This is a genomic window from Umezawaea sp. (genome assembly GCF_036375055.1).
In the GTDB taxonomy this organism is placed as follows: Bacteria; Actinomycetota; Actinomycetes; order Mycobacteriales; family Pseudonocardiaceae; genus Umezawaea.
On the sequence record NZ_DASUSQ010000114.1, the window covers coordinates 1 to 25,894 of the forward strand.

Genomic DNA, 25,894 nt, shown 5'->3' on the forward strand with positions numbered 1-25,894 from the left:
CGTGTGGCCGGGCCTCGCCACGTCCTGGTTCTCCGGAAGCGGCGTTCGACGGCGTTGCGTGGTGGGGAGAGCGCGGGATCGACCGAGACCGGCCGCCTTCGTGCGATCCTCACGGCGGCGCCGGAGGATCGGCACGCTCCCGACCGGCAGACGTGCCCGTGTCCTCCGGACCCTGCGTGGCCCGCGGCTGATCACCCGCAGCGGACCAGGGTCCGAACCTCACCCAGCCACTAGTGCGTCCCGGCGCGGACCAGGCCGCACTCGTAGGCGTGCACGACGGCCTGCACGCGGTCGCGCAGGCCGAGCTTGGCCAGCACCCGGCTCACGTGCGTCTTGACGGTGCCCTCCGCCAGGAACAGGTGGACCGCGATCTCGCTGTTGGACAGGCCGCGGGCGATGAGGCCGAGCACCTCGCGCTCGCGCTCGGTCAGCACGTCCAGGGCCGCGGCGGCGGGCGGGGAGGCCGTGCCGACGTGGCGTTCGAGGAGCCTGCGGGTCACGCTCGGCGCCACGCAGGCGTCGCCGCGGGCGACCACGCGGACGGCCGACAGCAGGTCGGCGGCGAGGGTGTCCTTGAGCAGGAACCCGCTCGCGCCCGCCTGGACGGCGGCGTAGACGTGCTCGTCGAGGTCGAACGTCGTGAGCATCAGCACCCGCGTGCCGGTGTCGCCCGAGCAGATGCGGCGGGTCGCGTCGACACCGTCGACCTCGGGCATCCGCACGTCCATGAGCACGACGTCCGGCCGCAGCGCCGACGCCAGCTCGGCGGCCTCGGCGCCGTCCGCGGCCTCGCCGACGACCCGCACGTCCCCGGCGTTCTCCAGGATCATCCGGAACCCGGTGCGCACCAGGGCCTGGTCGTCGGCGATCAGCACCCGGATCACGACCCGCTCCCCCGGATCGGCAGGGCGGCGCGCACCGCGAACCCGCCGCCGGGGCCGGGTTCGGCGACGAGGTGACCGCCGAGCAGCCGCACGCGCTCGCGCATCCCGCTCAGCCCGTGGCCGCCGCGGGCGCCCTCGCCCGCGCCGCGCCCGTCGTCGCTCACCCTGATCCCGATCTCCGCCCCCGTGTAGGACAGCACGACCTCCGCCTTCGCGCCCCTGCCCGCGTGCTTCATGGTGTTGGTCAACGCCTCCTGCACGATCCGGTACGCCGACAGGTCCACCGTGGACGGCAGCGGCACGGTCGTCCCCTCGACGCGGAGCGCCACCGGCGTGCCCGCCGTCCGCACCTGCTCGACCAGCGCGCCGAGCTGCGCCAGCCCCGGCCTCGGGTGCCGGGTGTCGTCGACCGCGCCCACCGCCGCCAGCGCCCGGCGCATGTCGGCCAGCGACTCTCGGCCCGTGCGGACGATGGCGTCGAGCGCGGAGCGGGTGTCGGCGGGGCGGTTGTCCAGCGCGGCGGCCCCGCCCTGCGCCTGGATCACCATCACCGACAGCCCGTGCGCCACCACGTCGTGCAGCTCGCGGCTGATCCGCCCCCGCTCGGCCGCCACCGCGAACGCCGCCTGGAGGTCGCGGTCCCGTTCGAGTTCCCGCGCCCGCGCCCGGAGTTCGTCGAGGTGCGCCCGCCTGCTGCGGGAGGCCGACCCGACGGCCCACGCCGCGACCAGAGCGGAGACGAACACGGTCAGCTCGTCGCGCGCGGTGTCCCAGGAGCCCTCCCCGGCGGACGGAGGCGGCTCCGGCAGGAGGACGGGCGGGACGGGACGGGGCTCGGCGGGCCCCGGTGCGGGCCCCGGTGCGGGCCGGGCGGACAGCGCGGCGGACCCGAACCACCCGGTGGCCACCAGCACCAGGCAGCCCAGCACCACGAGCGACACGGCGCGCCGGTGCCGCAGCGCGACCGTGCCCAGGAGGACGAGCACGCTCAGGTCGACCGGGGTGATCGGCGCACGCACCAGCAGGTGCGTCGTGACGGCCACCGCCGCGACCGCCGTCATGGCCACCGGCCACCGGCCGCGCACCGCGACCGCCGCCGCCGCCAACCCCGTCGCCGTCCACCACACCACCGGGTCGACGGGACCGTCCGCGACCTCGACGCCGTTCACCAGCAGGCTCGCCGCCAGCAGCACCACCGCGAGCGCCGCGTCCCGCACCGCGGACGACCGCGCCCACTCCCCCAGCCGCTGCGTCATGACCCGCGAGCGTAGGACCCGCTCGGGTCGGCCCGCGTCCGTCGCGAGAGGTATATCGGCCGCCCCGACCACCCCGCGCGGCAGACGCCACCGTGCGAACGCGGACGGACGCGGACCGGCCCACGTCGGTGCCAGCCTTGACCGCATGAGACGACAAGTGTTGACACGCAAGGGTTTCGCGGCGGTGGTGGCCGCCGCCGCGCTGACGTCGCTGGCCGTCGTCCCGGCCCACGCGTCCGGGACGACGCCGCAGGTCGCCTGGCGGACCTGTCCGGCGTACTCCGACGACGTGCTGCGCGGCCTCGGCGTCCCCGACGAGAGGCTGCCGGAGGTCCGGGCCCAGCTGGCCAGGCTGGAGTGCGGCACGGTCGGTGTCCCGCTCGACCACGGCTCGCCCCGCGGCAGGCGGATCGACGTGGCGATCACGCGGCTCAGGGCCACCGACCAGGAGCACAGGCTGGGCAGCCTCGCGCTCAACCCCGGCGGGCCGGGCGGCAGCGGGTACCTGATGGGCGTCCAGGTCGGCCTGGAGAACGACGAGACCAGGCGGCTCGGCGAGCGGTACGACCTGATCGGCTTCGACCCGCGCGGTGTCGGCAACAGCACCAAGGTGGACTGCGCGCCGCCCGGCCCCGGTGGGCAGGAGCCCGCGCCGGGGCCGATCACCAGGGAGGCGGCGAAGGCCGTGTTCGACCTCCAGGCGGCGGCCAACAAGGCCTGCGGTGACAGCGATCCCGCGTTCCTCGGGCAGCTCACCACGGAGAACGTGGCCCGCGACCTCGACGTGGTTCGAGCCGCCCTGCGCGAGCCGAGGCTGAACCTCCTCGGTGTGTCCTGGGGGACGTGGCTGGGCGCGGTCTACCGCAGCGCGTTCCCCGCCGCGGCGGGCCGGGTGTTCCTGGACAGCGTGGCACCGCCGCGCTTCCGGCTGGACACCTTCGAGGACGACCGCGCGATGGCCGCCGAACGCAGCTCCGCCCGGCAGTTCGCCTGGCTGGCCCAGCACGACGACGCCTACGGCCTGGGCTCCACACCCGAGCGGGTGCGCGCCACCGTCCTGGCCCTGATCGCGGACTTCGACGCCCACCCCCGGCGCTACACCGACGTCCCGATGCCGGTCGACGGCTCGATCATCGCCGTGAGCGCCGTGCAGCCCTCGGAGGTCTGGCCGCTGGTGGGCACCGTGCTCAAGGAGCTGCGCGAGTCGACCGGCCCGACCGCGCCGCCGACGTTCAAGGACGTCGTCGTGGGCCCGCCCAGCCAGCCGCCGCCACCGGGCGCGCCCGAGCTGAACAACCGCACGATGGGCCGTGCGACCCTCTGCAACGAGGACCCGAGCAGGCTCGACTTCGAGCGCGCCTGGGCGGCGTTCCAGGAGCGCCTGGCCGACAACCCGGTGACCGGACGCTCCCTCGACTTCTCGGCCGGGTGCGCCGGGTGGCCGCTGCCCGTGCGCGAGCACCGGCTGCGCCACGGCTCCGGTTCGCTGGTGCTGGCCGGGCACCGCCACGAGGTCGTGTCGGTCTTCGAGTGGACCGCGTGGATGCGGGCGGAGGTCGGCGGCAGGACCTACACCGTCGAGGACGACGTCCACGGCTCGGTGCTGCGCGTCCCCGAGTGCGCCGCCGACCTGGTCCGCTACTTCACCACCGGTCGGATCGACGACGGCTGCCCCGGCGCTCCGGGACCCGACGGCCCGACCACCGCGAAGACCTTCGACCCGACCGGAACGGCGCTGGCGGGCTGACCCGACGCGGAGGTCCCGGCCCGCCGCGTGCGAGCGGCGGGCCGGGACCGTCAGCGGAGCTCGCCCGTCGCGGTCGACGACGTCCCGGTCACGTACTCGGCGGCCACCGCCGTACCCGGTGCCGACGGCCCCTGACGGCCGCGACGGGCGTCGACGGGGCCGCCACGACCGTGCGCACGAGAACCTCCCGACGAACGCGCGGGGCATCCGGTCACATGAACGTGAACCAGTCCGTGTACTCCGGCTGGGCGCCGGAGCTGCGGTTCCAGGTGCCCGCGCGGCCGAACAGGGCGCTGTCCTCGTAGTAGTTCTTGTTGCACGACGCCCACACGCCGAGGCCGTGGCTGTTGATGCAGATGCCCTTGCGGTAGAGCGAGGCGTTGCGCACGTTCTCCCACTCCACGACGGCCGACGCGCCGTCGGACTTGTTGTCCAGCACCCACCACCGGTCGCCGCTCACCTCCAGGCAGACCGTGACCGCGAACAGGTCGTCGTCGCACCTCAACCGCTCGCCCGTGGGCGGTGTGCCCACGACGGCGTAGTCGGTCTCGTACTCGGCGGCCATCGCCGTACCCGGTGCCAACAGCCCCAGGACGGCCGCGACGGCCATCGACAGGGCCAACACGATCTTGCGCATGAGAACCTTCCCGTTGTGCAGAACCGCTCCTCAGCGAGGGCGGGACCGGTCCGCCGCGGGTGTGCGGCGGACCGGACGATCGGTGGTGGAGGACCCGCCTACATGAACCAGAGCCAGTTGGCGTAGTCCGGGGAAGCGCCGGTGCTGCGGTTCCAGACGCCCGCGCGACCCCGCACGGTGCTGTCCTCGTAGTAGTTCTTGTTGCACGACGCCCACACGCCGAGGCCGTGGCTGTTGACGCAGCGGCCCTCGCGGTAGAGGGAGCCGCCGCGGTAGTTCTCCCAGTCCACGACGGCCGACTTGCCGTCGGAGTCGTTGTCGAGCACCCACCAGCGGTCGCCGCTCAGCTCAAGGCAGACCTGGACCCCCACCCGGAGGTCGTCGCACGCCAGCAGCTCGCCCAGCGGCAGGCTGCCCGCCACCGCGTAGTCGGTCTCGTACTCGGCGGCCATCGCCGTACCCGGTGCCAGAAGCCCCAGGACGGCCGCGACGGCCATCGACAGGGCCAACACGATCTTGCGCATGAGAACCTTCCCGTTGTGCTGACTTCGCCCCTCCGCGAGGGACGGGTCTGGGTGGCTCGCCCGGTGTCGGCGAGCGGGTGGGGCGGCGGTCACATGTACTTGAACCAGCCGTAGTAGTCCGGCCAGGAGCCGACGCTGCGGTTCCAGACGCCCTGGCGGCCGTTCAGGGTGCTGTCCTCGTAGTAGTTCTTGTTGCACGAGGCCCACGTGCCCGAGCCGTGGCTGTTGACGCAGCGGCCGTTGCGGTAGAGGGAACCGCCGCGGAAGTTCTCCCAGTCCACGATGGCCGACTTGCCGTCGGAGTCCGAGTCGAGCACCCACCAGCGGTCGCCGCTGGGCTCGAAGCAGACGTAGACCGCGGGCCTGGGGACGTCGCACTGCAACACCTCGTCCGACGGCGGTGTGCCGAGGACCCCGTCGTCGATCTCGTACTCGATGGCCAAAGCCGTGCCGGGCAACGCGATACCTGTGACGGCCGCGAACGCCAGGGACAGGGCCAGCACGATCTTGCGCATGGCTGCCTTCCGGTTGTGCTTGCCGGGGTTTCAGTCGACGTCGGTGAGCGGGACGGCGAAGATCGCGCGCTTGTCGACGAACGTGCCGCCGTCGGCGGACCACGCGTGCTCGGTGACGGTCCACAGCTTCCCGGCGGTGGTGCCGGGTCCGTGCTCGTGGTAGAGGTCCTCGCCGCCGACGGCCCAGCTGTTGGTGGTGGTCGCCCCGCCGGTCGTGCCGGAGTACATCCAGCTGTGCTGCCGGTTGGAGCTGCGGCCGAGGTAGTAGCGCCCGTTCCAGGTCTGCACGCCCTGCACGTTGCTGCGCGGCGAGGTCACCGCGTCCTGGGCGACGGCCTTGCCGTTGGTCAGCACCGGCAGCCGGGTGGTCGCGTCGACCCGGTAGCGGACCACGCGGCCACCGTCCACCGCGGCGTCCGTGCTGCGCTGGTCGCGGTACTCGCCGACGACGAGCGTGTCCGGCGTGGTGCTGCGGTCCAGCGACAGCGACGAGAAGCAGAGCTGCGTCGCGCTGGGCGTGCACGGGGTCTGGACGGCCTGCTTGTACGCGCCCACCTGGGGCAGCACGTACTTGTAGCCGTGGGCGTAGTAGGCGCTGCCGCTCCTGCCGATCACGTCCTGCGCGTCGGAGACCTCCAGGACGCGGTTGACGTCGAACACCCGCAGCCCGCCCGACGTGTCGGCGACGTACAGGTGGTGGCCGAGCCAGGCCAGTCCGCCCGCGTGGATCGGCACCGCCGTGTAGTTCGGCGTCGTCGTCCTCGTCGGCTCGACGAGCAGCACGTGCCGGTACCTGCGGTTCGCCACGTCGAGGAACGACACCCGCACGCCCTTGTCCGGCCCCGTCAGGTCGTAGTGCCAGCTGACGAGCATGACGCGGTTCTCGCCCCACAGGCCGTCGTCGTCGGCGTCGGACGAGCCGGTGATGCCCTGCGGCTGCCAGTAGGTGACCTCGCTGTCGCCGTCGTCCCAGCAGAACCGGTCGCTGCTGTGCAGGATCTGCCCCGAGGTCAGCGGGTGGTCCGTGCGGGCGTAGTGCTCCGGGAGCGCCTGCTGCTGCGTGCCCGAACAGGTCTCCAGCGGGCGGTTCGCGTCGCCGAGCACCGCCGCGACCGACCTGGTGGTGCCGAGCGCGGTCTCCAGGTTCTCCGCGTAGGCCTCCAGGCTCCAGTCCGGTGTCAGCGAGAAGGCCTCCACCGGCCTGCTGCGGATGAGGTCGTCCACCTCCTCGGCCCGCACCGGCAACGCCGCGGCCACCGCGTACGTGCAGACCAGTAGAACTAGCGTGCTCCAACGTTTGCCCATGATCACTCCCGCTCGTCCTTCGCCCCACAAGGTCTAGGGCGAACGGGATTGATCAGCAGCCCGCGCGGGAGCTGGTCAATCAAAAGAGTTCAAAGCGACGAGGAGTCCTGTGGGCAGACGAGAGCGTTCCATCGACCCCGACAGCGGTCCCGTGCAGCGGTTCGCGTGGGAGCTGCGGCGGTTGCGGGCGGAGGCGGGCTCGCCGAGCTACCGGTCGCTGGCCCAGCGCGCGCACTACTCCGCCACGGCGTTGAGCGAGGCCGCGGGTGGTGAGCACCTGCCGTCGCTTGCCGTGGCGCTCGCCTACGTCCGGGCGTGCGACGGCGACGCGGCCGAGTGGGAGGAGCGCTGGCGGCAGGCCGCCACGGGCGAGGGGGACGACTTCCCTCCCTACCTAGGGTTGACACCGTTCGGGCAGCGCGACGCCGAGCGGTTCTTCGGCCGGGAGGAGCTGGTCGCCGAACTGGTCGACCGGGTCCGGGGGAAGCGCGTGGTCGGGGTGTTCGGGCCGTCCGGGTCGGGCAAGTCCTCGGTGATCCACGCGGGTCTGCTGCCCGCGGTGGACGACTGGGAGGTGCTGACCACCACGCCGACGACGTGGCGGGGCGGCACGGCGGACCTCGTCGTGGTCGACCAGTTCGAGGAGCTGTTCACGCACGTCGACAGCGCCGCCGAGCGGGAGGCGTTCGTGGCCTCGCTGCTCGACGGCGACCACCGGCTCGTGCTGGCCGTGCGCGCGGACTTCCTCGGCCACTGCGCCGCGCTGCCCGCGCTCGTGGAGGCGCTGCGGGACGGGCAGGTTCTGGTCGGGCCGATGACCGACGACGACCTGCGCGCGGCCGTCGAGCAGCCCGCCGTGCGGGCGGGGCTGAAGGTGCAGCCGGACATGCTCGCCGCGGCGCTGGCCGACGTGCGCGGTAGACCGGGCGGGCTGCCGCTGCTCTCGCACGCGCTGCTGGAGACGTGGAGGCGGCGTGAGCGCGGCACGCTCACGCTCGACGGCTACCGGGCCAGCGGCGGGGTCGCGGGGGCCGTGGCCGCCACCGCCGAGAGCACCTACGCCGAGCTGTCCCCCCGTGGTCAGGTGGTCGCCCGCTCGGTGCTGCTGCGGCTGGTGCAGACCTACGACGACGCCAACGACCTGCGCCGCCGCGCGCCGCTGGACGAGGTGCTGGCCGCGGGCAAGCCGACCGACACCGCGCACGTGGTGAACGTGCTGGCGAACGCGCGCCTGGTCGTGGTCGCGGACGGCGTCGTGGAACTGGCGCACGAGGCCGTGGTGCGCGCGTGGCCCCGGCTGCGCGAGTGGATCGACGAGGACCGGGAGTCGTTGCGGCTGCACCGCGACTTCACCACGGCCGCGGCGGCCTGGCGGGCGACGGGACGCGATCCGGGGCTGCTGTACCGGGGTGCCCGGCTCGCCGCGATGCGGGAGCTGGCGGGCCGGATGGAGTGGGCGGTGTCGTCCAACGAGCTGGAGCGGGAGTTCCTGCGGGCCGCCGTCGACGGGGAGAACGCCGAGCGGGAGGCGGGGCACCGCAGCGCCCGCAGGCTGCGCGGGCTGGTGAAGGCGCTGGCCGCGCTGGCCGTGGTGTGCCTGGTGGTGGCGTCGGTGGCCGTGGTGCAGTGGCGCAGCGCCGTGCGCCAGCGGCTGGTCGCCGAGTCGCGCCAGATCGCCGTGCAGGCGCAGGACCTCAGCGCGTCGTGGCCGGACGCCGCCGCGCTGCTGGCGGTGTCCGCGTACCGCACCTCCCCCACCGCGGAGGCGCGCGGCGCGCTGCTGAGCACCGCCGCGTACAAACCCCCGCGAACGGTGCTGAAGGACCACCGGGGGCCGGTGCGCGCGGTCGCGTTCAGCCAGGACGGCACGGTGTTCGCCACCGCGGGCGAGGACCACACCGTGCTGCTGCGCGCCACCGCGTCGGTCGACTCCCCGTTCCTGCTGGCCGAGCACGACGGCGCGGTGCGGGCGCTCGCGTTCCAACCGGGTGGCGCGGTGCTCGCGTCCGCGGGTGACGACCGCCGCGTGGTGCTGTGGGACACCCGCACGCACCTGCCGCTCCGGACCGTCACGATGGACGCGGGGGTGCGGGCCCTGGTGTTCACCGCGGACGGCAGGACCGCCGTGACGGCGCTGGCAGGCGGCGCGGTGGAGGTGTGGCGCACCGAGGACTGGACGCGGACGGGCCAGGTGGTCCACGAGCTCGGCGAGGTCAACGGCCTCGCGGTCAGCGACGACGGCGAGGTGTTCGCGGTCGCGGGCGAGAAGGGTGTCCTGGTGGTGGAGCACGGCGTGCCGCGGACGTTCGACGACCACGACGCCGCGGTGCGCACCGTCGCGCTGAGCCACGACGGCCGCACCCTCGCCTCCGGTGGCGACGACCACCAGGTGGTGCTGCGGGTGCTGGCCACGGGCGCGAAGTCCGGTCTGCGCAGGCACGTCGGGGGCGTGCGGTCGGTGCAGTTCGACGCCGCGGGCACGAAGCTCGTGTCGACCAGCGACGACGGCAGCATCCGCTGGTGGAGGGTCCCGGACGGCGGGTGGCTCACCGGGCTGATCACCCGCACGCACCCGTTCTACGCGGCGGCGCTGAGCCCCGACGGCTCGCACCTCGTCGCGGGCGGCGACGAGAACGTGAGCCTGTGGCGGCTGCCGCTGCCGCCCCTGACCGGGCACACCAGCCCGCCGGACGGCATCGCGATCTCCGCCGACGGCGCGCTCCTGGCGACCGGCGGGCGGGACCGCATGATCCTGCTGTGGGACGGCGGGGGCAGGCAGGTCGGCCGGATCGACGTGCCCGCGCACGTGACCGCGCTGGCGTTCCGCGCCGACGGCCTGCTCGTGGCCGCGGACGCGGAGGGCACGCTGAGCACGTGGCGGGGCGAGCAGCCGGTGCGCACCTGGCACAGCGACCAGGGCGCGATCACGAGCCTGGCGCTGAGCCCGTCGGGCAGGCAGGTGGCCACCGGCGGCAAGGACGCCTCCGTGGTGGTGTGGGACCTCGACTCGCCGGAGCCGGGCCGGACGCTGCCGACGGGCCACTCCGGTCCGGTCAACAGCGTGGCGTTCGTCGGCTCCGCGCTGGCCACCGGCGGCGCGGACGGCCGAGTGCTGCGCTGGGACCCGGAGTCCGGGGACGTCGCGGTCGTGCGCGACGGCGGCCCGGCGGTGAAGTCGGTCGCGGCCGTCCCCCGCTCGTCCACCCTGGTGGTGGGCGACACGAGCGGCGAGGTCGCGCTGTGGGACGACGCCGGGCCGCACACGCTGGTCACCGGCCGCGGCGAGGTCACGTCGGTCGCGGTCAGCCCGGACGGCACGACCGTGGCGTCCGCGGCCAACGACAGCCTGATCACGGTGTGGCGGGTCGCCGACCGGGCGCACGTGGCGACGCTGACCGGCCACACGGGACCGGTCGACGCCGTCGTGTTCGACCCGTCCAACGACCTCACCTCCTCCGGCCCCGACCCGCGGGTGATCCGGTGGGAACTCGACCCGGAGGAGGTGATGGCCAGGCTGTGCGCGGCCGAACCGTGCCGCTAACCCACGCGCAGCTCCACGAGCACGAGCGGCACCTCGTCCAGCAGCTCGCGGGCCAGCATCCCGGTCAGCCCGGTCCTCGGCACCAGCCGCTGGCCCGCCATCGCGTGCGCGTGGCCCGCCCAGCAGGTCGCCTGGACCGGGTCGACCGCGCACGCGAGCAGGCCGCCCACTAGTCCGGCCAGGACGTCGCCGCTGCCCGACGTGGCCAGCCCGACGTGCCCGGTCCCGTCGCGCCACACCCGTCCGCCCGGTTCGGCGACCACGCCCATCAGGCTCACCACGGCCCGGTGCCGCTCCGCGATCTCCACGGCCGCGTCCACGTGGTCCTCGACGGGGGTGTCCGGGCGGCCGAGCAGGTAGGCGGCCTCCACGGTGTTGGGCGTCAGCACCAGCCTGCCGTGCACGGGCGCGGCGAGGTCGGGGTGGTTGCCGACGGCGCCGAGCGCGAACGCGTCGAGCACCACGGGGACGTGGGAGGGGACCAGCGGCAGCAGCCGGTCGAGCAGCGCGCCGGTCTCGTCGGCGTCGGTCAGGCCCGGCCCGACCACCACGGCGTCCGCGTCCGGGACGAGGTCGGCGAGGACGTCCGCGGCGTCGCGGGACACGGCCCCGTTCCCCGTCTCGGGCAGGCCGACGGTCAGCGCCTCCGGCACGGCGAGGCCGAGCCCGGACGCGTGCCGCTCGGCGACCGCGAGCTGGAGGGTGACGGCGCCGGTGCGCAGCGCGGCGATGCCGCTGAGCAGCACCGCGCCCGGAGCCCGCCGGGCACCGCCCACCACGAGCACGGTGCCGCTCCCGTCGCTGGGCAGCGTCCACTCGCGCAGCAGCGCGGAGGTGATCGGGGTGGGTTCAGACCGATTCGGTTTCGGCATCTTCGCTCTCCGTCGGTTGGACGCCCCGGTCCCGCAGGTGCTCGGTGGCGTGTTCGTGCTCCAGCCGGAACCCGCTGCCCTCGCGCACCCACGAGGTCACCGACCCGTTGGCGACCACGGTGTTGCGCGCCAGGGCCAGCAGGTCCTTCTCCGGCACGCCCTCCAGCAGGTAGCGCAGCAGGTAGGCGGTCATCTCGTGGGCGAACAGCAGCACCCGCTCGCCCTGGTGGCGCCGTTCCAGGTCGCCCAGCAGGGAGCGCAGCCGCAGCGCCACGTCGGCCCACGACTCGCCGCCGGGAGGCCGGTAGTAGAACTTGCCGAGCCGTTCCTTGCGGACCAGCTCGTCGGGGTGGCGGTTGGCGACCCCGCGCGCGGTGAGCAGGTCGAGCACCCCCAGCTCGCGGTCGCGCAGCCGCTCGTCCACCAGCCGCACGGGCTGGTAGCCGATCTCGTCCACCGCGAGCCACGCGGTGCTCAGCGCCCTCTGGTAGGGCGAGCACACGACCACGTCCGGCCGCCGCCCGCTCGGCAGGGAGGCCAGCCAGCGCCCGACGGCGGCGGCCTGCTGCTCGCCGAGCGGGGACAGCGGCACGTCCGCGTCCCGCTCGGCGATGTCGATGACGTCGAGCCCGGCCGCCTCCGCTTCCTCCCTCTTCACGTTGCCGGTGCTCTCACCGTGCCTGACCACACCCACCCACCCGAGATCCGTCATGGTCCGGGTACTACCCGTTCCGGCCGGGCGGGAACCACCGTCAGGCCGGGGCGCCGACCAGGGCGAGGAGCCCGCGCAGCGCCTCCTCCGGGGAGTTCGTCGACGCCAGGCCCGCCGCCGCCCGCCCGGCCGCCTCCCGGTACGCCGGGTCGTCCGCGACCCGGCGGGCGGCGGCTCCCGCGTCCGCCGGGTCGTCGACGACGACGCCCGCGCCCAGGTCCGCGACCCTGGCGGCGTTCCACGGCTGGTCGGCGATGAAGGGCCGCACCACCAGGGGGAGGCCGTGGGACAGCGCGGCGAGGAGCGTGCCGGTGCCCCCGGCCGTGACGACGAGGTCGACGGTCGGCAGGAGTTCGGCGAGGGGCACGAACCCGACCGCGTGCACGCGGCGCGGGTCGACGTCGGCGGAGAGCTGCTCCGGCCGTGCCGTCACGACGACCGTGAAGCCCGCGTCGGCGACGGACGCGACGAGCGCGGACAGGGCGGCGTCGTCGTGCACCGTGGTCCCGACCGTGACGAGGACGCGCGGGAGGTCGGACTCGACGCCCCGCCAGGCGTCCTGCTCCCGCCCGTGCCCGTTCGCCACGGGGCGGATGGTGATCCGGTCAGCGGCGGGCGGTTCGGCGGACGACCGCAGGACGTCGGGGTACGGGTCGACCAGCGCGATCCTCGGGACCGGGGTCAGCGACCGGCTCCGGTACTCCCCGGCCAGGCGGTCGCGGAACGCGGCCCACAGCACCTCGGGCACCGGCCCGGAGATCCCGTGCGCGGCCCACGGGACGCCCAGCGCGGCGGCGACCATCGGCCCGACGAAGTCGAACTCCTCGCACACGACGAGGTCCGGCCCGAACTCCTCGGCCTGGCGCAGGGCCTCGTCGAAGGCCAGGTCGACGTGCACCCCGGCGAACATCTCCACCGCCCCCGGTCCCGGCTGGGCGGGGTGGGACCCGGTGAGCCGCACGGTCCTGTCGATCATCTCCTCGGTGGACGGTCCCGCGGGCAGCAGGGGCAGCGGCGCGACCAGCGCGGCCAACTCCCCCGAGGTCAGCACCGCCGTCTCGATCCCGGCGGCGGTCGCGGCGTCCGCGAGCGGCATCAGCGGGAGGACGTGACCGGCAGAGGGCATCGCGGTGAAGAGGATTCGCATGGCAGTCCCGTGTGACGTGCGCCGATCGGCGCGGTGTGTCGTGCTGGTGGCGCGGGCGGTCAGGACGCCCGCGGAGCCCTTCCGCGACCGACTCCGGTTGATTCACCAGACCAGGGTCGGTTCGCCAGAGTCAACTCTGATGACACCGTAGCAGTTAAGATCCACCGCGTGTCACCTCCGCCGAACGACGCCGTCCCCGCGGGCAGGAGGGCCGAGTACGCCAGGGCCACGCAGCGGGCGATCCTGGACGCGGCCCGCGACCTCTTCGTCCGCAAGGGGTACTTCGGCGCGAAGGTGGAGGAGATCGCCCGGACGGCCAGGGTCGCGCCCGCCACGGTCTACGCGGTCGGCGGCGGCAAGAGCGGGCTGCTGCGCACGCTGATCGAGTCCGGCACCACGGCGGAGGACGTCGTGGCGGTCCTCGCCACGATGGAGTCGATCGACGACCCGCGGGAGCTGGTCCTGTTCGTGGTCCGCTCCACCAGGCTCGTGTTCGAGCAGTGGTCGGACCTGATGCGGCAGGTCGCCGCCGCCGCGCCGCAGGAGCCGACCGTCCGGGAGAGCCAGCGGGTGGCCCACGCCGGCATGCGCGGCGGCCTCGCCCGCGCCGCCCAGCGGCTCGCGGACCTGGGCGCGCTGCGCGAGGACGTCGACGTCGCGAGGGCCACCGACCTGTTCTGGCTGCACCTCTGCAACGCGGCCTACTTCATCCGCACGGACGACCTCGGCTGGTCGCTCGACGAGTCCGAGACCTGGCTCGCCGAAGCGCTCCCCGCGGCCCTGCTCGCGCGCCCGTAGGGCGGCACCGCCCTCCCGATCCCGGACGCCCTATTTCGAGCACGGCGAAATGTCGGCCGTCCCTCCCGGTCGCCGGTGTAGTACAGGGGTTCGCGACACGCCCAGGAGGTGCCCGGATGAGGGTTGTCAGGTTGTTGTTCAGCACGCTCGCGGTGATGGCGCTGGTCGTCCCCGCACAACCCGCCGCGGCGGCCGTGGTGGGCGGGGCGATCTTCAACGACCCGACCGTCCCCGCGCGGCAGAGGGCGATCGTCGACCACGACCGGTCGTTGATCAACGGGGCCGCCGCGGGGTCGAGCATCCGGATGGCGATGTTCCACTTCAACGACGCGGGGGTCGCCGCGGACCTGGTCGCCGCGCACGACCGGGGCGTGGACGTGCGGGTGGTGCTCGACCACTCCGACTCCGGCACGGCACCGTCCAAGTCGTTGATCAGCGCGCTGGGCAGCAGGGTCACGGTGTGCACGAAGGACGCCGCGTGCATCGGCAGCAAGGGCACGCCGATCATGCACAACAAGTTCTTCCTGTTCTCCTCCACGCTCGGGTCGTCCAACGTGGTCGTCCAGCAGTCGTCGAACCTCAACTCCGGCAACTACACGGCGCTGTGGAACAACGCCGTCACCACCGTGGGCAACACCGCGCTGTACAACGCCTACCTCGCCTACTTCGACGACCTGGCCGCCAAGGTCAAGAACAGCGACTACTACCGCACGGTCTCCGCGGGCGCCGTCAAGGCCTACTTCTTCCCCAGGGCGGGCAGCGACGAGACCAGCGACACCATCTACAACATGCTGAACGAGAACGTCACCTGCGAGGGCAACACCTCGACGGGGACGGAGACGGGACGCACCGTCATCCGGATCGCCATGTGGTACTTCAGCCGCGACGACATCGCGCGCGAGCTCCGCGACCTCGCCAACGAGAAGTGCTGGATCGAGGTCGTCTACACCACCCTCGACGCCGGCAGCCGGGGCTACCTCACCGGCAACGACCGCATCGTGCTGCACCAGATCGCGGGCGCCCACGAGGTCCACTCGAAGTACCTGCTCGTCGAGGGGACGTACGCGGGCAAGAAGGACTCCAAGTGGGTCATGACCGGGAGCCACAACTACTCCAACGCCGCGCTGCGGGAGAACGACGAGACGCTGCTGCGGATCGAGTCGGCGTCCGTCCACGACCAGTACCGCTCGAACTTCTGGGCCCTGCGCGCCGCCGCGTCGTGATCCCGGCGGGAGGGCGGTCCGCCCTCCCGCCGCCCGGACGCGGTGGTTGCGGGACCACGAACCAACTTCTGGGAGTCGGAGCAAGGCCGCTGCACCGACTGCGGATCCGATCAGGACGATCGCTGAGCCGACCGGACGCATTCGGCGCGATCGGTGATCCGGGCACGAATCCCGTTGGAGCGGAAGAACTTTAGGCCGTGGCGAAAAGTGTGTCTGCGGATCCCTCCCACCCCGAGTATTCCTCCCAGGCAGTCATGCCTGAGTGGTGAAGCATGCGTGGGAGGGCACTGCATGATTCCTAGATCCCGCAGATGGACCGGTGCGGCGATAGCCGCTGTGGTGGCCGCCGGTCTCGTCACAGCGATCCCGCCGAGCGCACTGGCCGAGCCGGAGTGGTCGGCGTCCACCGAGAAGTCCGTCCCGACCACAGCGGTGGCGGTGCGGCCGAACGAACCCGATGCCGCGGAGGACAAGGCGCTCAAGGGATCGCCCGCGATCTCCTGGCCCGCGGCCACCTCCACCGAGGCGCGGTTGGGCGCACGGCAGGCGTCCGCGTCGGCGGGCCCGATCACGGTCACGAGGAAGGCGGACGCGCGGGCGCGCGCCGCGACCGAGAAGGCGGTCCGGGTCGAGGTCCTCGACCGGCGGCTCGACGGGCCGGTGTTCCGGCTCGCCGGGGCGAAGGACGAGCCGGTGGAGGTGAAGGTCGACTACTCCGGCTTCCGCGACGCCTACGGGGGTGACTGGGCGACCCGGCTGCGACTGGCCGTGCTCCCCGAGTGCGCGCTGACGTCGCCGGACGAGGCCGACTGCCAGGCGATTCCGGTGAGGACGAGCAACGACGGCTCCGGCACCCTGGCGGCGGACGTGGCGCCGGGCGAGGACAACCAGCTGTTCGCGATCACCGCGGCGGCCTCCTCGGGGGCGGGCGACTACCAGGCGTCGTCGCTGTCCCCAGGGTCGACGTGGTCGACCGGGGAGTCCTCGGGCGACTTCACCTGGCAGTACGACATGGGCGTCCCGCCCGCGCTGGAGGGGCCCGACCCGGAGCTGACGCTGTCGTACTCCTCGGGCAGCGTCGACGCCCGCACCTCGGCCACGAACAACCAGCCGAGCTGGGCGGGCGAGGGCTTCGACTTCAACCCCGGCGGCTACATCGAGCGCCGCTACACCGGGTGCGCCTCCGACACCAAGGACGGCAACAACGCCAAGAAGACCGGCGACCTGTGCTGGCGCACGGACAACGCCACGCTGTCGCTCAACGGCAGCGGCGGCGAACTGGTGCGCGACGACGCGACCGGCGCGTGGCGGCTGCGCAACGACGACGGCTCGAAGATCGAGCGGGTCACCGGCACGGACAACGGGGACAACGACGGCGAGTCGTGGAAGGTCACGACCAAGGACGGCGTCCAGTACTTCTTCGGCCTGCACAAGCTGCCGGGGTGGGTCTCGGGCGAGCAGGCGACGAACTCGGCGTGGACGGTCCCGGTCTTCGGCAACCACACCGGCGAACCGTGCAGGCAGAGCACGTTCGACGCGTCGTACTGCACGCAGGCGTGGCGCTGGAACCTCGACTACGTGGTCGACGCGCACGGCAGCACGATGAGCTACTTCTACAAGACCGAGACCAACAACTACTCCCGCAACCTGACCGCCACCAAGGTCAGCGGCTACGTGCGGGACGGGTACCTGGAGCGGATCGAGTACGGGCAGCGCGACGGCGAGGTCTACACCAAGCCCGCCGTGGCCCAGGTCGTGATGACGGTGGCCGACCGGTGCGTCCCCGGCACCCAGTGCGTCACGACGCAGCCGCAGAACTGGCCAGACACACCGTTGGACCAGCAGTGCACCAGCACCACGAACTGCGGCGCGAAGTACACGCCGACGTTCTGGACGCAGAAGCGGCTGGCGAAGATCACCACGAAGGTGTGGAACTCCACCGCGCCCAAGGACGTCGACTCGTGGACGCTGACGCACAGCTTCCCCGCGCCCGGTGACGGCACGCGCGCCGGGATGTGGCTCGCGTCGATCCAGCGCACCGGTCACGTCGGCGGCACCGCGACCCTGCCCCCGGTCAACTTCGACGGCCTCCAGCTGGCCAACCGGGTGGACGGCATCGACGGCATCCCGCCGATGAACTGGTGGCGGATGAAGGCGATCAAGTCCGAGACCGGCGGCGAGCTGGCGGTGAACTACCTGCCGAAGGAGTGCGCGGCACCGTCGAACCTGCCCGCGCAGGACACCAACGCCAAGCGGTGCCACCCCCTCAAGTGGACGCCCGACTCGCTCGACGACCTGTCGAAGGAGCGCACGGACTGGTTCCACAAGTACGTGGTGTCCGACGTGACCGAGAAGGACCTGACGACCGGCCTCGCGCCGGAGGTCACGCAGATGGACTACGTCGGCACCCCGGCGTGGCACCACGACGAAGAGGACGGCCTGATCCCGGCCGAGCGCAAGACCTGGTCGCAGTGGCGCGGCTACGACCGCGTCCGCACGCTCAAGGGCGTCGTGGGCGGTGAGCGCGAGCAGACCGAGGTCCTCTACTTCCGCGGCATGGACGAGGACAGGACGGCCGCCGGGGGCGTGAAGGACGTCAAGGTCGTCGACTCCACCGGAGTGGCGGTCGAGGACAGCAACGACCTCGCGGGCGCCGAGCGCGAGCGGATCACCTACGACCGGGCGGGCGGCCAGGTCACCGAGCGGTCCATCACGGACCCGTGGGTCTCGGCGCCGACGGCGACCCGCGTGCGCAGCTGGGGCACGACCAAGGCGCACAAGGTCGGCGAGTCGGCGGTGCGGCAGACGGAGTTCCACCCCGACGGCGGCACGCTGAAGACCGGGACGAACAACGTCTACGACGCGGCCGGGCTGCTCCAGCGGACGGAGGAGCTGCACGACCTGGCCAACCCGAACGACGACACGTGCACCCGCTACAGCTACTCGCACAACCCTACCACGGGTGTCCTGGACGTGGAGTACCAGGAGGAGACCGTCGCGGTCGCGTGCGGCAAGACGCCGAACCTGCCCGCGGACCTGGTCGACGTCGAGCGCACGTTCTTCGACGGCAGCGACACCCTGGGGGCGCAGCCGCTGCGCGGCGACCCGACGCGGCGCGACGAGCTGAGCGGGTTCGCGAACGGGCAGCCGACGTTCAAGACGGTGGCGCGCGCGAAGTACGACGAGTTCGGTCGCGAGACCGAGGTGACCGACGTGTTCGGCGCGAAGAGCACGACGACCTACGTCTCGGCGGTCGGCGGTCCGGTCACGAAGGTGACGATGACCAACGCGCTGGGCCACGCGTCGCACACCGAGTACGAGACGGCGTGGGGCGAGCCGACCGCGAGGGTCGACACCAACGGCAAGCGCTCGGAGGCCGCGTACGACCCGCTGGGCCGCGTCGTGAAGACGTGGGAGCCGGGCCGCGACCGGTCGCAGAGCCCGAGCACGGAGCACGCCTACCTGGTGCGCGCCAACGGGGCGAACACCGTCACCAACCGCACGCTGCAACCCGACGGCGGCTACGCGACCGACGTCGACCTGTTCGACGGCCGGATGCGGGAGCGGCAGAGCCAGGACCCGGCGCCCGGCGGCGGGCGCGTCGTCACGGACACGATCTACGACGCGCGCGGCCTGGAGATCAAGACGAACGGCCCCTACTACAACGACGCCCCTCCGGGGACCGACGTGGTGGTGCCGGACGAGGCGGCGCTGCCCGCGCAGACGGTGTTCGAGTACGACGGCAGGGACCGGCTCACGGCCGAGGTGTTCAAGGTCGAGGGCGTCGAGAGGTGGCGGACCACCCACAGCTACTCGGGCAGCCGCTACGACACGGACCCGCCCGAGGGCGCCACGCCGACGAGCAAGTTCATGGACGCCGAGGGCAGGCTCACCGAGCTGCGCGAGTACAAGGGGTCCTCCCCGACCGGCGAGTACGACAAGACCTCCTACACCTACACGCCCCACGGCCAGCTGGAGACGGTGACCGACCCGGCGGGCAACGTCTGGCGGTACGAGTACGACCTGCTGGGCAGGGAGGTCAAGAGCACCGACCCGGACCGGGGCGTCCTGGAGACGACCTACAACGACGGCGACCAGGTCGCGACGAGGAAGGACTCGCGGGGCACGGCGCTGGCGTTCGCCTACGACGACATCGGCAGGCGGACCGCCGTGCACGAGGGGACGCTGGCCGGCCCGAAGCGCGCGGAGTGGGGGTACGACACGCTGCCCGACGGCACCGCGGTGCCCGGTGTGGCGGTGTCGTCCACCCGGTTCGTCGGTGGCAACGCCTTCAAGCAGGAGGTCACGGGCGTCGACGCGGGCAACCGGCCGACCGGGGTGAAGATCACCGTCCCGGCGTCCGAGGGCAAGCTGGCGGGCACCTACCAGTTCGCCACCACCTACCGCCCGGACGGCGACGTCGCCACGACCACGATGCCCGCCGCGGGCGGTCTGGCGACGGAGACCCTGACCTACGGCTACAACAACCTCGGCCTGCCGACCACGCTGTCCGGCAAGTCGAGCTACGTCACCGGCACCACCTACACGCCGTACTCGGAACCGCAGCAGGTGACGCTGTCCGCGGGCGGCAAGTGGGTCAAGCGGTCCGCCGAGTACGAGATCGGCACCCGGCGGCTGACCCGCACGGTCACCGAGCGGGAGACCGCGGGCCGCCTCGTGGCCAACACGTCGTTCGGCTACGACCAGGCGGGCAACATCACCCGCCTGCACAACCAGCCGGGCGCCGACACCGGCGAACCGGCCGACACGCAGTGCTTCCGGAGCGACCACCTGCGCCGGATGACCGACGCGTGGACACCCGCCGACGGCGACTGCGCCAAGGGACCGGGGACGAGCGCGCTGGGCGGCCCGGCGCCGTACCGGCACAACTGGACCTACGACAAGGTGGGCAACCGGACCGGTGAGACGAAGGTCGCGGCCGACGGCACGGCCACGACCAGCACCTACACCTACCCGGCACCGGGACAGCCCCGGCCGCACGCGGTGCAGAAGATCACCACCACGGGTCCGGCGGGCACGTCGGTCGACGAGTTCGGCTACGACGCGGTCGGCAACACGACCGGTCGCAAGATCGGCTCGGCACCCAACCAGGTCCTGGAGTGGGACCTGGAGGGCCAGCTGACCAAGGTCACCGAGGGGGCCAAGGTCACGTCGTACACCTACGACGCGGACGGCGAGCGGCTGCTGCGCAAGGACAGCCGCGGTACCACGCTGTACCTGGGCACGACCGAGGTGCTGCTCACGCCCGCCGACGTGCTGGAGGGCACGCGGCACTACGTGCACGACGACGAGACGGTCGCCGTGCGCACCGCCGACGACCGGCTGCACTGGATGGACCCCAACCACGTGGGCACGGCCGAGGTGTCGATCGACGCCGAGACGCAGGCGGTGACGCGGCGGCGGACCGACCCGTTCGGCTCGGTCCGGGGCGCGGCACCGGCGTCGTGGCCGAACCAGCGCGGCTTCGTCGGCGGCACCGTCGACGAGACCGGCCTGACCCAGTTGGGAGAGCGGGCCTACGACCCGGTGCGGGGCAGGTTCGTCACGACGGACCCGGAGATCGCGTTCGACGAACCCCAGCAGCTCAACGCCTACGCCTACGCCAACAACAACCCGGTCACCTACTCCGACCCGGACGGCCGGTTCTGGGTGGTCGTGGCGCGGGTCGTGGTGACCAAGGTGCTGGTGCCGGTCGTCAAGCGGTACGTGGTGCCGGTGCTCAAGCGGGTCGGCAGCTGGGTCGGCAAGCAGGTCTGGTCCGGCATCAAGTGGCTCGCCAAGAAGGTCGGCATCAAGTGGACCTGGGTCGTCAAGACCGTGAAGGTCCTGGTGGTCAAGATGGTCAGGGTCTGGATACCCAAGATCATCAAGAAGATCGTCAAGTCGAAGATCTGGAAAGCGGCCAAGAAGAAGATAGCGAAGTGGATAGGCAAGAAGAACGTCGAGCGCATCAAGAAGGTGGTGCACAAGGCCAAGAAGCTCTGGAAGAAGGTCAAGGAGAAGGCCAAGGAGCGGAAGAAGGCCCGCAAGAAGCAGCCGGAGCCCAAGAAGGAGCGGCCGGACCTCTACGCGAGCGGCAAGAACACCACGCAGGGGCCGCAGGTCAACCCGAACAGGGCCGGTAAGGACTTCGAGATGGACGAGGACGGCAACGTCCTGCCGCAGCACAAGAAGAAGGGCACCAGCAAGGACCCGATCATCGGTCAGTCCACGTTCGACTCCGAGGAAGCCCTGAAGCAGCACACGAGCGTCAAGCAGATGTGGAAGCTGCCCAGGGGTGCGAAGCTGGCGGAGGGCCTGGAGTGGGTCAAGGACGACAACCCGCCGGGCCACCACACCATCTACCCCACCCGCAAGATGCCGTTCGCCGAGTACAAGGCGAAGGTGGAGGGCCTAGATTGGAAGTACGAGGGCAAGGTCAAGCGCTAGGGAGCCGGTGGTGGACAAGAGGTGGAAAGCGCTCCAACGCGCTGCCGCGGAGCACGACCGCGCCGCGGACGCCCTGCTGGGCGGTGACGACGCGGTGGAGGTGCTGCGCGCGGTGTTCGCCTCGGGTCTGAGCCAGCACGCCGCCCTGCGGTTGATCCACGACCGCGCCCCGGACCGGCCCGAGCTGGTCCGGGCGCTGCTGCCGGAGCTGTTCGACTCGGCGCTCGGCGAGGGGCCGTTCGCGAACCGAGCCAGATGGGTCCTGGCCGGTCTGCGGCCGGACATGCGGGACCCGCAACTGGAGAAGCTGGCGGCACGGGAGATCGCGAACCCCGACCCCGAGCGGTGGGAGGAGTTGCGCGCCCTCGCCGTGCTGCTGGAGCAGATCGGCAGGTTCGACCTGCTGGAGCGGCTGAAGGACGCGGTCCGCGACTCGCCGGAGGAAGCCCTCCACTGGATCGCGGAGGACTTCCCCGAGTTCAGCTGAGCAGGAACACCCGGTCAGGGGGTGGTCGCGCCGGTGGCGCGGCCACCCCCTTCCGCTACGGCTCGACGCGCAGCACGTACCGCTGGTTCGCGGTGCCCGAACAGGTCAGCTGCACCACGGCCACGTTGTCGCCCGTGCCCGCGCCCGCCACGGTCAGGCACTTGTCGCTGTGCACGATCCGGGGCTGCACCACCACGTCCATCCCGGAGCCGCTGACGTAGTCCAGCCGGAACTGCTGGTTCGCCTGCGGCACACCGGAGGAGTCGCACGTCCACTGCGCCACGGCGACGTTGTCCTCCCGCTTGTAGCCGCCGATGTCCAGGCACTTGCCGGACGAGGCGACCTTGATCCGGTAGTACGGCGTGGCGCCGATGCGGAGCAGCTCGAACTGCTGGCTCGCCACCCCGGCCGCGCACGCCTGCTGCTGCACCGCCCCGCCGTCGGCCACGTTGCCCGCGGGCACGCCCGCGCACTTGTCGGTGTGGCTGGGGTGCAGCCGGTAGCGCCTGCCGGGCTCGACGTACACGGAGTCGGCGACGTCGGCGACCCTGCCGGTCCAGTCGGTGCGCTTGGCCGCGAACGCCGTGCCGGTGGACAGGAACGTGTGCAGCTGCCGGTTGCCGCCGCCGGTGTCGTACAGCGTCGCGACGTCGCCCTTCCCGTCACCGTTGAAGTCGCCCGCGGCCAGCACGGTCTTCGCGGCGTCGAACGTGCCCGCCGCGCCGCTGTCCCAGCCGACCGACGTGGCCCACGTGCCGGTGCCCGCGGTGAACACCACCACCTGCGCGGAGGCGTTGCCCCGGTCGTACTCGGCGACGATCTCGTCCCGACCGGCCGCGTCGCCGTTGACGTCGGTCACCGCGAACGTGGCGCGCGCCCGGTCGAACGCCGTGGTGCCGCTGTCCCACTGCTGCACCGGTGCGGCGAAGGACGTGCGGTGGGAGACGTGCACCCACAGCCTGGTCGTCGTCGCGCCCGCGGCGCCGCGGAACGCCGCGAGGTCGTCGTCACCGTCACCGTCGAAGTCGCCCGCGACGGGCGACACCTGGTTCACGTCCAGCCCGTTCGCCCCGCTGTCCCACTGCTGGACCGGCGCAGCGAACCCGCCGCCGCCGCTCGCGTGGTGCACCCACAGCCTGGTCTGCGCGCCCGTGAGCCCCTGGAACACGGCGAGGTCGTCGTCGCCGTCGCCGTCGAAGTCACCGGCCGCGAGCCGCAGGTGGGACAGCCGGTAGTCGCCGGTCCACGCCGGTTCGCCCTCGGCGTCGAACCGGTTGCCGTCCGAGCGCAGCAGGAACAGCCGCACCCTGCGGTCGGGGTCCTCGCGCAGCACGGCGATGTCGGAGCGGCCGTCGCCGTCGAAGTCGCCGTTCGCGCTCTTGATCCGGTACATCGGGAAACCGCCGCTCACGTCGGTGTCCCAGCCGACGTACCCGGAGGAGAACCCGCCGCCGGTGGACAGGAAGTTCCACGCCGCGGTCCGGCCGTCGCCCTGGTCGAACAGCGTGGCGAAGTCCGCCCGCCGGTCGCCGTTGGTGTCCGCGCGCACCGCCGCGCCCGGCACCGCCCTCAGCGTCGCCGTGAGCGTCCACACCGGACCGGACGGGCTGATGTTGCCCGCCCGGTCGACCGCGCGGACGTAGAGGGGCTTGGTGCCGCCGGACGAGTCGTCCCACAGCGTGACCGGCACGGTGGCCGAGCCCGCCGCGTCGGCCGCGACCCACATGGTCGTCTTGTCCTGCTGGAACCCGTACCGGAACCCGGCGACGTCCACGTCACCGGCCGCGCGGGTGAACGTCACCGTGCCCAGCTCCCCCACCGCGCGCACCGGTCCGCCGTCGGGGAAGTCGGCGGAGGTGATGGTGGGCAGCCCCGGCCGGGAGCGGTCCACCGTGAAGTAGCAGCGCGGGGAATCGGTGCTCGGCAGCCCCGCGTCCCAGATCCGGGAGCGGTAGTTGAACACCTTCGCGGGCTGGTCCTCGGGCAGCACCCCGGTCGGCAGCGGTGTCCAGGTGAACGCCCCGCCGGAGGCGATCGTCGGCCCGTCCACGGTCCTGAGCACCGTGTCGCCGTCCAGGACCTCCAGCTGGCCGCGCACGTTGTCGTTGTCCGGATCGGACGCGATGGCGGAGAACGTGGGAGTGGCGGTGCTCAGCGCCGTCGGCGCGGTCGCGGTGCCGCACGGCGTCGGCGGCACCGTCGTGAAGTTCAGCGGCGGGCGCGGCGCGATGTTGAACTCGACGACCAGGCGCGCGGTCGCGGGGAGGAACTTCTTCCACTGGTCGTTGTCGCTCTCGGCGGGCGCGCGGAAGCCGAACGTCAGCGTGCCCGTCCCGTTGGTGGCCGTGGTCTGCACCAACGTCTTCAGCGCCGTCGAGGAGAACTCCATCGGCAGGTCCGGCTGGGTGGTGCCGCAGCCGCCCGCCTCGTTGGCGTTGCCCGACCGGGTGTCCAGCTTGGTCAACCAGTGCGAGGTGGTGTTGTTCCAGGTGACCGCGCTGGCCGGGTCGATCGCCCTGGTGTGCCAGAAGTCCACCGGGGTCGCGGCGCACCCCCCGGAGTGGTCGAGCGTGACGGCGAACCACGTGTTCAGCACGCGCCCGCCCGCGAACGGCGCCGTGTTGACCTGGAACAGCGACCGGTAGCGGGACGTGGGAGAGCTGTAGCTCTGGTAGCCCACGCGCGCGCTGTCGCGCTGGCTCGTCCAGTACGACGTGGTGGGCTCGTAGGAGTTCACCGACGTCCAGCGGTACTGCGTCGCGCTGTAGGACGGGTCGATGTAGAGCGGGAAGGACGTGGTCGGCGACGTGAGCACCGCCGCGTCCGGCAGCACGGCCAGCTCACCGTCGCGGACCTCCAGCCCGATCGGCAGCTGCTCCACCTCCGGTGCCGCGCTCGCCGCGCGGGCGCTCGCGACGGCGGGCGTCTCCCACATGACCGGGGTGCCGGACACGAACACCGCGGTCCCCGTGTCGTCCACGGCCGTCGTGGACCCGTTCGCGCCGGGCACGATCCGCACGCCCCGCACCGACGTGCCGTAGCGGATCTCGCGCAGCGCCGGGTTGGCCGCCGCCGTCGCGTCGTGCACCACCAGCACCTGGGAGAACCCGTCCAGGTCGGCCCGCAGCAGCAGGTCCACCCCCGGCAGCACCTCGCGGTAGGTCGCGGTGTCACCGTCCAGTTCGGGCTCGGGCAGCGCGTCCGGCCAGGACAGCGCCAACTCCTCGCCGTCGCGCCGCACGCTCGCCATGACACCGTCACCGCCGCCCGAGAGCCGCACCGGCACGGGCGTCGCCCTCGGCCGCACGGTGCCGTCCTCGTCGCGGACCAGCGTCGTGTCGACCGGCTCCCACCCGTCCTCGGTCTTCGCGCGGAACGGTCGGACGAACTCCTCCACCGTCCGCGTCCCCGACGGGTTCTGGAACACGCGCGTGGTCTCGGTTCCCAGCTCCACCAGTTCCACCGGGCCGTCCGGCGCCGGTGGCGCGGACGGCGCGGGCTCCGCGTGCGCCGTCGTGCCGACCAGCGCGCACACCAGGGCCACGACGCAGGCGAACGGGCCTGCCACTCGTCTCGATCTCATGCTTCGGTCCCCTCCAGACATGACGGCGAGGACCTCGACAGCACAACCGGAACCGCTGCGGCCCCCAGGCCGTGTGTCCCCCCGCAGCGGAATACTGGCAGGTTCTCGGGGGAACCGACATGCCTCCGGGGCGGGCCCGACCGGACCGCGGTGGCACCGATCAGTCCTGTGTGGACCGAAAGGTGGTGCGACCGCTGACGGGCGGGCCGGACC

The 25,894-nt window shown here is 72.6% G+C and carries 16 protein-coding genes; 6 read left to right on the forward strand and 10 right to left on the reverse strand.

What is annotated here, in order from left to right; all coding sequences use genetic code 11:
- Nucleotides 1-230: 230 nt before the first annotated feature.
- Together VFZ92_RS29130 and VFZ92_RS29135 are read right to left on the reverse strand one after the other, a co-directional pair.
- Nucleotides 231-884 carry a response regulator transcription factor gene (locus VFZ92_RS29130; protein WP_330879264.1) on the reverse strand — a complete coding sequence of 218 codons (654 nt, stop codon included), beginning with the start codon at nucleotides 882-884 and terminating at the stop codon, nucleotides 231-233.
- Complete coding sequence (locus VFZ92_RS29135) at nucleotides 881-2,140, reverse strand: sensor histidine kinase (protein ID WP_330879265.1); 1,260 nt, start codon at nucleotides 2,138-2,140, stop codon at nucleotides 881-883. Before VFZ92_RS29135 ends, VFZ92_RS29130 begins: the two co-directional genes overlap by 4 nt.
- A gap of 145 nt (nucleotides 2,141-2,285) precedes the next feature.
- Between VFZ92_RS29135 and VFZ92_RS29140 the strand changes: the two genes are divergently transcribed.
- Nucleotides 2,286-3,887, forward strand: coding sequence for an alpha/beta fold hydrolase (locus tag VFZ92_RS29140; protein WP_330879266.1), 1,602 nt, complete (start codon nucleotides 2,286-2,288; stop codon nucleotides 3,885-3,887).
- Nucleotides 3,888-4,098: 211 nt separating this feature from the next.
- Here the strand turns inward: VFZ92_RS29140 and VFZ92_RS29145 are convergent, their stop codons facing one another.
- From VFZ92_RS29145 to VFZ92_RS29160, 4 genes are all read right to left on the reverse strand, one after another.
- Nucleotides 4,099-4,524, reverse strand: coding sequence for a hypothetical protein (locus VFZ92_RS29145; RefSeq protein WP_330879267.1), 426 nt, complete (start codon nucleotides 4,522-4,524; stop codon nucleotides 4,099-4,101).
- 98 nt (nucleotides 4,525-4,622) lie between these two features.
- On the reverse strand, nucleotides 4,623-5,048 hold the full coding sequence (locus VFZ92_RS29150; RefSeq protein ID WP_330879268.1) for a hypothetical protein: 426 nt from the start codon (nucleotides 5,046-5,048) through the stop codon (nucleotides 4,623-4,625).
- A gap of 89 nt (nucleotides 5,049-5,137) precedes the next feature.
- Entirely contained in the window at nucleotides 5,138-5,563 is a 426-nt protein-coding gene (locus VFZ92_RS29155; protein ID WP_330879269.1) for a hypothetical protein, read from the reverse strand.
- A 30-nt stretch (nucleotides 5,564-5,593) separates the two neighbouring features.
- Complete coding sequence (locus VFZ92_RS29160) at nucleotides 5,594-6,868, reverse strand: hypothetical protein (protein WP_330879270.1); 1,275 nt, start codon at nucleotides 6,866-6,868, stop codon at nucleotides 5,594-5,596.
- 109 nt (nucleotides 6,869-6,977) lie between these two features.
- Between VFZ92_RS29160 and VFZ92_RS29165 the strand changes: the two genes are divergently transcribed.
- Entirely contained in the window at nucleotides 6,978-10,409 is a 3,432-nt protein-coding gene (locus tag VFZ92_RS29165) for a hypothetical protein (protein ID WP_330879271.1), read from the forward strand.
- Here the strand turns inward: VFZ92_RS29165 and VFZ92_RS29170 are convergent.
- Genes VFZ92_RS29170 through VFZ92_RS29180 form a run of 3 tightly spaced genes read right to left on the reverse strand, consistent with a single transcriptional unit; the run spans nucleotide 10,406 to nucleotide 13,140 of the window.
- Entirely contained in the window at nucleotides 10,406-11,281 is an 876-nt protein-coding gene (locus VFZ92_RS29170) for an NAD(P)H-hydrate dehydratase (protein WP_330879272.1), read from the reverse strand. The two genes, VFZ92_RS29165 and VFZ92_RS29170, sit on opposite strands and share 4 nt — an antisense overlap.
- The gene (locus tag VFZ92_RS29175) at nucleotides 11,259-11,993 is read right to left on the reverse strand and encodes a histidine phosphatase family protein (RefSeq protein ID WP_330879273.1); all 735 of its coding nucleotides are present in this window, start codon (nucleotides 11,991-11,993) and stop codon (nucleotides 11,259-11,261) included. Before VFZ92_RS29175 ends, VFZ92_RS29170 begins: the two co-directional genes overlap by 23 nt.
- Before the next feature lie 40 nt (nucleotides 11,994-12,033).
- Complete coding sequence (locus tag VFZ92_RS29180) at nucleotides 12,034-13,140, reverse strand: glycosyltransferase (RefSeq protein ID WP_330879274.1); 1,107 nt, start codon at nucleotides 13,138-13,140, stop codon at nucleotides 12,034-12,036.
- A gap of 168 nt (nucleotides 13,141-13,308) precedes the next feature.
- Here VFZ92_RS29180 and VFZ92_RS29185 point away from each other — a divergent pair, with 168 nt between their 5' ends.
- From VFZ92_RS29185 to VFZ92_RS29200, 4 genes are all read left to right on the forward strand, one after another.
- The gene (locus VFZ92_RS29185) at nucleotides 13,309-13,938 is read left to right on the forward strand and encodes a TetR/AcrR family transcriptional regulator (protein WP_330879275.1); all 630 of its coding nucleotides are present in this window, start codon (nucleotides 13,309-13,311) and stop codon (nucleotides 13,936-13,938) included.
- A 116-nt stretch (nucleotides 13,939-14,054) separates the two neighbouring features.
- Complete coding sequence (locus tag VFZ92_RS29190; RefSeq protein ID WP_330879276.1) at nucleotides 14,055-15,161, forward strand: phospholipase D-like domain-containing protein; 1,107 nt, start codon at nucleotides 14,055-14,057, stop codon at nucleotides 15,159-15,161.
- A gap of 291 nt (nucleotides 15,162-15,452) precedes the next feature.
- On the forward strand, nucleotides 15,453-21,611 hold the full coding sequence (locus tag VFZ92_RS29195; RefSeq protein ID WP_330879277.1) for an RHS repeat-associated core domain-containing protein: 6,159 nt from the start codon (nucleotides 15,453-15,455) through the stop codon (nucleotides 21,609-21,611).
- A gap of 10 nt (nucleotides 21,612-21,621) precedes the next feature.
- Entirely contained in the window at nucleotides 21,622-22,098 is a 477-nt protein-coding gene (locus tag VFZ92_RS29200; RefSeq protein WP_330879278.1) for a hypothetical protein, read from the forward strand.
- 55 nt (nucleotides 22,099-22,153) lie between these two features.
- On the opposite strand, the gene VFZ92_RS29205 is transcribed toward VFZ92_RS29200, so the two are convergent.
- The gene (locus VFZ92_RS29205) at nucleotides 22,154-25,681 is read right to left on the reverse strand and encodes an RICIN domain-containing protein (RefSeq protein ID WP_330879279.1); all 3,528 of its coding nucleotides are present in this window, start codon (nucleotides 25,679-25,681) and stop codon (nucleotides 22,154-22,156) included.
- Nucleotides 25,682-25,894 lie beyond the last annotated feature (213 nt).

What these genes read in the sequence shown, in the direction of transcription:
- VFZ92_RS29145 (WP_330879267.1), bottom strand. Translation starts at nt 4,524, where the DNA reads ATGCGCAAGATCGTGTTGGCCCTGTCGATGGCCGTCGCGGCCGTCCTG.
- VFZ92_RS29190 (WP_330879276.1), top strand. Translation starts at nt 14,055, where the DNA reads ATGAGGGTTGTCAGGTTGTTGTTCAGCACGCTCGCGGTGATGGCGCTG.
- VFZ92_RS29140 (WP_330879266.1), top strand. Translation starts at nt 2,286, where the DNA reads ATGAGACGACAAGTGTTGACACGCAAGGGTTTCGCGGCGGTGGTGGCC.
- VFZ92_RS29135 (WP_330879265.1), bottom strand. Translation starts at nt 2,140, where the DNA reads ATGACGCAGCGGCTGGGGGAGTGGGCGCGGTCGTCCGCGGTGCGGGAC.
- VFZ92_RS29150 (WP_330879268.1), bottom strand. Translation starts at nt 5,048, where the DNA reads ATGCGCAAGATCGTGTTGGCCCTGTCGATGGCCGTCGCGGCCGTCCTG.
- VFZ92_RS29155 (WP_330879269.1), bottom strand. Translation starts at nt 5,563, where the DNA reads ATGCGCAAGATCGTGCTGGCCCTGTCCCTGGCGTTCGCGGCCGTCACA.
- VFZ92_RS29175 (WP_330879273.1), bottom strand. Translation starts at nt 11,993, where the DNA reads ATGACGGATCTCGGGTGGGTGGGTGTGGTCAGGCACGGTGAGAGCACC.
- VFZ92_RS29170 (WP_330879272.1), bottom strand. Translation starts at nt 11,281, where the DNA reads ATGCCGAAACCGAATCGGTCTGAACCCACCCCGATCACCTCCGCGCTG.
- VFZ92_RS29195 (WP_330879277.1), top strand. Translation starts at nt 15,453, where the DNA reads ATGATTCCTAGATCCCGCAGATGGACCGGTGCGGCGATAGCCGCTGTG.
- VFZ92_RS29180 (WP_330879274.1), bottom strand. Translation starts at nt 13,140, where the DNA reads ATGCGAATCCTCTTCACCGCGATGCCCTCTGCCGGTCACGTCCTCCCG.
- VFZ92_RS29205 (WP_330879279.1), bottom strand. Translation starts at nt 25,681, where the DNA reads ATGAGATCGAGACGAGTGGCAGGCCCGTTCGCCTGCGTCGTGGCCCTG.
- VFZ92_RS29160 (WP_330879270.1), bottom strand. Translation starts at nt 6,868, where the DNA reads ATGGGCAAACGTTGGAGCACGCTAGTTCTACTGGTCTGCACGTACGCG.